6 protein-coding genes are annotated in these 6,000 nt (G+C 64.8%); 3 read left to right on the top strand and 3 right to left on the bottom strand.

Annotated features, from left to right (window positions below; genetic code table 11):
* Positions 1-375 precede the first annotated feature (375 nt).
* The 3 genes from J6595_RS21410 to J6595_RS21400 form a co-directional block, all read right to left on the bottom strand.
* Positions 376-1,671, bottom strand: coding sequence for an ATP-binding protein (locus J6595_RS21410; protein WP_245199028.1), 1,296 nt, complete (start codon positions 1,669-1,671; stop codon positions 376-378).
* 310 nt (positions 1,672-1,981) lie between these two features.
* A complete protein-coding gene (locus tag J6595_RS21405; RefSeq protein ID WP_209597582.1) occupies positions 1,982-2,707 on the bottom strand; it encodes a response regulator in 726 nt (241 codons plus the stop codon).
* A complete protein-coding gene (locus tag J6595_RS21400) occupies positions 2,704-3,252 on the bottom strand; it encodes a MarR family winged helix-turn-helix transcriptional regulator (RefSeq protein WP_209597594.1) in 549 nt (182 codons plus the stop codon). Before J6595_RS21400 ends, J6595_RS21405 begins: the two co-directional genes overlap by 4 nt.
* A gap of 211 nt (positions 3,253-3,463) precedes the next feature.
* On the opposite strand from J6595_RS21400, the gene J6595_RS21395 reads away from it, so the two are divergent.
* The 3 genes from J6595_RS21395 to J6595_RS21385 all read left to right on the top strand — a co-directional run bounded on the left by J6595_RS21395 (position 3,464) and on the right by J6595_RS21385 (position 5,869).
* Entirely contained in the window at positions 3,464-4,354 is an 891-nt protein-coding gene (locus J6595_RS21395; protein ID WP_209597580.1) for a branched-chain amino acid aminotransferase, read from the top strand.
* A gap of 92 nt (positions 4,355-4,446) precedes the next feature.
* On the top strand, positions 4,447-5,127 hold the full coding sequence (locus J6595_RS21390) for a spermidine synthase (protein ID WP_209597578.1): 681 nt from the start codon (positions 4,447-4,449) through the stop codon (positions 5,125-5,127).
* Between the two features lie 100 nt (positions 5,128-5,227).
* Complete coding sequence (locus J6595_RS21385) at positions 5,228-5,869, top strand: MBL fold metallo-hydrolase (protein ID WP_209597576.1); 642 nt, start codon at positions 5,228-5,230, stop codon at positions 5,867-5,869.
* Positions 5,870-6,000: the final 131 nt, after the last annotated feature.

Raw genomic sequence — 6,000 nt, 5'->3', positions numbered from 1 at the left:
CAGCCTCATGCAACTGTTCAGGTTTCGAAGACGGCGCGGGAAGGGGCCATGCCAGGCACCGGTCTGCCTTGCGGACGACCAGGATTCTCTCGGCCTCCTTCCCGCCTCCCACCATACACCAATTCGAACACACAGGATTCTCGGGACGGGGCCCGAGAATGACGAAGCGTCGAATGCTGCGCCTTATCGGTCAAGTCGTGGCCGGCTCTCGAGGATCGTGTCGCGCACACTGAATCAACGCACAACGGACGCTCTAGTCTAACCTATTGAATCACCGCATCGTGCTTTCCGAAAATCGATTACGATTCTCAGGCCGATGCTGCAGATGTGGCAAGGCGCCTTTCAATACCGACGTCGCTTTCGGTTCTGCCAGAGTCAGGCGGGAACGCGGATGAGCGCCCGCAGGCCGCCGAGCGCGCTGTCGGACAGGAGGATGTCGCCGCCATGGGCTCGTGCAACGTCGCGGGCGATGGCGAGGCCGAGGCCCGTGCCGCCGGCGTCGAGGTTGCGCGCGACATCGAGGCGCACGAAGGGCTTGAACACCGCCTCGCGCTGATCGGCGGCAATGCCGGGTCCGTCATCCTCGACGACGATCGAGAGCCAGCGGGTGTCGTGGGTGACCGACATCTCCACCTTGTCGCCATGGCGAAGCGCGTTGGCGACGACGTTCGAGATCATCCGCGTGAAAGCATCCGGCCGGACGGTGACGCGGGTGTCGCCGGTGATCTCGTGGGTGAGGGTCTTGCCCTTCAGTTCCGCCTCTGCCTCGTAGCGATCGAGCAGCGGTTCCAGATCGATCTCCTCGACGTCCTCGCCCGCTTCCCCTTTGGCGAAGGCGAGATAGCCTTCGAGCATGCGCTGCATCTCGTCGATGTCGGCGTTGAGCTCGTCCTGATCCTCGCCCTCGCCGAGAAGAGCGAGCTGCAGGCGAAAGCGCGTCAGCACCGTTCTCAGATCGTGGCTGACGCCGCTCAGCATGCGGGTCCGCTGCTCGATCTGGCGTTCAATGCGGTCGCGCATCTGGATGAAGGCGACCGAGGCCTGGCGCACTTCGGACGCCCCGCGCGGGCGAAAATCCTGCGGCATCGGCTTGCCGCGGCCGAAATCGTCGGCCGCCGCCGCCAGCGCCTGGATCGGGCGGATCTGGTTGCGCAGGAAGAGGACGGCGATGACGAGAAGCACCAGCGACGTGCCGACCATCCAGACCAGAAAGATGTGGGTGTTCGAGGCATAGGCGGAATTGCGCGGTGCAAAGACCCTGAGGATGCCGTCGTCGAGCCGGATGCGGATCTCGACGATCCGGGAATTGCCAACGGTGTCGATCCAGAACGGCCGGCCGATCTGCTTGGTCAGCTCCTCCGACAGGATCCCGTCGAGAATGTTGAAGAAGGGCTTGGGCGTCGGGGGCGGCAGTTCGCCGGGGGGAAGCAGCGAAATATTGAGGTCGAGGCGGCGTTGGGCGACCTGCAGAACGCGGTCGATTTCGGCGGTATTCTTGGTCGTCTCGATCAGATCGACGACCGCCGCGATGTTCTCGACGACGGCTTCCGAAAGCCGTTCTGTGACCATCGCCCAATGGCGCTCCATGAACACGACCGTGACGACGCATTGAAGCAGGATCATCGGCGCGAGGATGATGATCAGCGAGCGCGGATAAAGCCCCTTGGGCAGGAAGCGCCGGACGAAGCGGGGGATCGGCCGCAGCGGTCCACGCCAGACATCGACGCGCCGGGGGGCGCGGGCGCGAAGCCAGGCGGCCGTCCGGGCAACGGGTCCCGAAGCCTGCCGCGCACGCAGATCCCGCAGCCGGGGGGCTCCGGGAGCATGCTTGCCGTTGCGAAGGATGCGGTCGATCAGGGTCATCTGCCAACATAGATGGGGCGGTCCGCACCCATAATGCAAATTCGAAACGGCCGCCAACTGGACCGGTCGCCGTCCTGGATTGACGGGCCTGCGAAGCTTCGGGCCGCGCGCCGAAGCCTCAGTCGATGTTCAGCCTGTAGCCGATGCCGCGCACGGTCTGGAGCCAGAGCGGGTTGGTCGGATCCTGTTCGATCTTGCGGCGCAGCCGGTTGATCTGGACGTCGACGGTGCGCTCGCCGACCTCGCTTTCCTCGCCGAGCAGTTCCATTCGCGGGATCGTCTCCCCGGCCTTGGCGGCGAACTGGCTCATGATCTCCTGTTCGCGGTCGGTGAGGCGGATGATCTCGGAGCCGCGTTTGAGCTCGCGCTTCGACAGAAAGAAGGTGAACGGGCCGAACCGGACATGCTCGAGCTTGACCACCGTCTGCGGCGCGCCGCGTTTCAGGATGTTGTTGATGCGAAGCAGAAGCTCGCGCGGGTCGAAGGGCTTGGGCAGATAGTCGTCGGCGCCGGCCTCCAGCCCCTCGATCCGGTCTTCCGTCTCGGAGCGGGCGGTGAGCATCAGGATCGGTGCGTCCCGGGTCTTGCGGATCGAGCGCACGAGATCGATGCCGTTCTCGCCGGGCATCATCACATCGACGACGACGAGGTCGAAATCGAGGCCGCCCAGAATGCGCCGCGCCTCGGCGGCATCGGCCGCGGCCGAGACCCGGAAGTGGCGGGCCGACAGGAAGCGGGAGAGGAGGGACCGAATGCGCCTGTCGTCGTCGACGATCAGGATGTGCGGGGCATCGTCGCCGATCGCCCCGGAGGTCTCGCCGCCGTCTGCTTCGGTGTCGCTCATTCGCTGTCGCTCCAACTGATGTCCTTCCTGGCGAACCACTCGCGGGCCGATGCGCGGTCCGAGGCCATGGCCTTCAGGAAGGCCGCGATGGGGCGCATGTCCTCGTCGCTGGTCTTGGCGAGCGCCGCCTCGATGCGGCGGTTCTGCGCTTCGGAGAGTTCGACCGTCAGCGCGCGGCCCTTTTCCGTGGGATAGAGCCGGCGCTGACGCCGATCCTCGTCGCCGGGGACCTGGCAGATGAAATTCTCGTCGAGCAGCTGCCGCAGGACCCGTGACAGGGATTGCTTGGTGATCTGCAGGATGTCGAGGAGTTCGGCGATGGTCAGGCCCGGATCGCGATTGACGAAATGCAGGACCCGATGATGGGCGCGGCCGAAACCGTAGCGCAGGAGAATCGAATCAGCGTCGCCGGTGAACTCGCGATAGGCGAAGAAGAAGAGTTCGATGACGCGGAAGTCGAGGCTGCCATGGGTTGGCAGCGCCTCGCGCACGATGGCGCGCTCCTCGTCAGAGGTCGGATCGCTTCGAACGGCCGGGGTGTCCATAAGATAGGTCAGCACCATTGACGTAATTTGGCTTTATTGTTACACCGGCGCCCTGGATGTGGAAACCGCGCGATACCGCCTTTGGCGGCACCGAGCAGATACCATCAATCGCCGTCCTTTCGCATTGCGACCGTCAAAATTCTGCCCGCAATGCGATGCCACGTCCAACGGCAATCTAGGGAGAGCGCCCGTCAGTGGCGCTGGAGACACCATGAGCGCGGTTCCATTCGATCAACGTGATGGCGAAATCTGGTTCAACGGCGAATTCGTCGCCTGGAAGGATGCCAAGATCCACGTGCTGACCCACGGTCTGCATTATGCCAGCTCCGTCTTCGAGGGCGAGCGGGCCTATGGCGGCGAGGTGTTCAAGCTGCGCGAGCATACCGAGCGGCTGATCGAATCCGGCCGCATCCTCGGCTTCAAGGTTCCGTATTCCGCCGACGAGATCGATGCCGCGACGAACGAGCTCCTGCGCAGGCAGGGCTTTGCCGACGCCTATGTCCGGCCGGTCGCCTGGCGCGGTTCGGAGATGATGGGCGTTTCGGCCCAAAACAACCGCATCAACGTCGCCATCGCCATCTGGCAGTGGCCGAGCTATTTCGACCCCGAGCAGAAGATGAAGGGCATCCGGCTGGACCTTGCCGAATATCGGCGGCCCGACCCGAAGACCGCGCCTTCCAAGTCGAAGGCCGCCGGGCTTTACATGATCTGCACGATCTCCAAGCATGCGGCCGAGGCCAAAGGCTATGCCGACGCCCTGATGCTCGACTGGCGCGGATATGTTGCCGAAGCCACGGGAGCCAACGTCTTCTTCGTGAAGGATGGGGTCATCCACACACCGAAGGCTGACTGTTTCCTCGACGGCATCACCCGCCGCACGGTGATCGATCTCGCCAAGCGTCGCGGCCTCACGGTGATCGAGCGCGAAATCATGCCCGAAGAGCTTTCCGGCTTTTCCGAGTGCTTCCTGACCGGCACCGCTGCCGAGGTCACGCCGGTGGCCGAGATCGCCGACTGGCGGTTCACGCCGGGCGAGATCTCCAAGCGCCTTGTCGAGGACTATGCGGCCGAAGTGACGCCGAAGCGCGCGGCGGCTGAATAGCCCGATCCCTCAAATCGAACCTCATGCGGCCCGGTGGCTCGTCGCTTCCGGGCCGCAGCGCGTTCTTGCCCAACAGATCGAAGTGCCCGTCCATGATTCCCTGGGAACACCTTGCCACCTCGTCGATCCCCGGCAGCGAGGGCGACATGAAGCTGATGCGGCGCGGCGCCGAATATTCGATCATGCTCGGGCAGATCGAGCTGATGAACAGCCGGCTGTCGGGCTCGGAAGAGGCGCTGGCCCGGCTGTCGGTGGAAAAGATCGCCGGGCGCGCGGCGCCGACGATCGTCGTCGGCGGGCTCGGCATGGGGTTCACCCTGCGCGCGCTTCTCGCCGTTGCTCCCGAAGATGCCCGGATCGTCGTCTGCGAACTCGTTCCGGCCGTCGTTGCTTGGGCGCGGGGCGAAATGGCGCATATCTTCGAGGGCTGTCTCGACGATCCGCGCGTCGAGATCGTCGTGCGGGACGTCGCGGAACTCATGGCGGAGACACAATCTCATTTCGACGCGATCCTGCTCGACGTTGACAACGGGCCCGAAGGGCTGACGAGCGACGTCAATGATGCGCTTTATGCGGCAAAGGGGCTCGGCGAGGCGCGGCGCGCGCTGAAGCCCGGCGGCGTCCTCGCCGTCTGGTCGCAGGGACCGGACGAACGCTTTGCCGCGCGCCTGCGAAAAAGCGCCTTCGATGTCGAGGAAGTCCGGGTGAAAGCCCATCGTGGCAAACGGGGCGCAAGGCACGTGATCTGGTTCGGGACGAAGCCGGACGCCTGATTTTCGCAAGGATGTCGGCGGGCGAGCGTAGTCATGCCGGCCGCCTCTGCCTATCATGGCGGTCACAAAGCGCCTCGAGAACCCCAGGAGCGAGCCCGTCTTGACCAAACTCAGTGCCCGCATCGTGCCCGTCACCCCGTTCGAGCAGAACTGCTGCATCCTGTTCGATGCCGACGAAAAGGTTGGGGTCGTCATCGATCCCGGCGGAGACGCCGACACGATCGCCTCGGCCATCGGTGAACTCGGCATCGCCGTGAAGGACATATGGCTCACCCACGGCCATCTCGACCATGCCGGAGGGGCGATGGATCTCAAGGCTATGATCGGCGCGACCATCGTCGGCCCGCATGAGGACGACCGGATGCTGCTCGATTCGATCGAAGATCAGGCGAAGATGTTCGGCGCCGGGCCCGGCATGAAGAACTGCACGCCCGACCGATGGCTGAGCGAGGGCGAGACGGTCTCCTTCGGCAGCCACAATTTCGAGGTCTATCACACGCCCGGCCACGCGCCGGGACACGTCATCTTCGTCAATCGTGCTCTGGGCTTTGCCCATCTCGGCGACGTGCTCTTTGCCGGTTCGATCGGGCGGACCGACCTGCCCGGTGGCGATCACGAGACGCTGTTGCGGTCGATCCGCGAGAAGGTCCTGCCGCTGGGCGACGAGGTCGGCTTTCTCTGCGGGCACGGACCGGGCAGTCGCATCGGCGACGAAAAGCGGACCAATCCGTTCTTGCAATAGAACGCCCGCCCGTCGGCGAGGGGAGACTGGCCCTGCCGGCGACCCCTGCGTCATGCTGCGCTGGCCTCGCTGCCGGCTATAGAGATCGCCGTCCCGAGGGCTGCGTCGCCGCCCGCCAACGGGGCCGGGTC

Source organism: Jiella mangrovi (genome assembly GCF_017815135.1).
Lineage (GTDB): Bacteria > Pseudomonadota > Alphaproteobacteria > Rhizobiales > Rhizobiaceae > Jiella > Jiella mangrovi.
The sequence above is the reverse complement of the archived record's forward strand: the minus strand, read 5'-3'. Positions and strand labels throughout refer to the sequence as shown.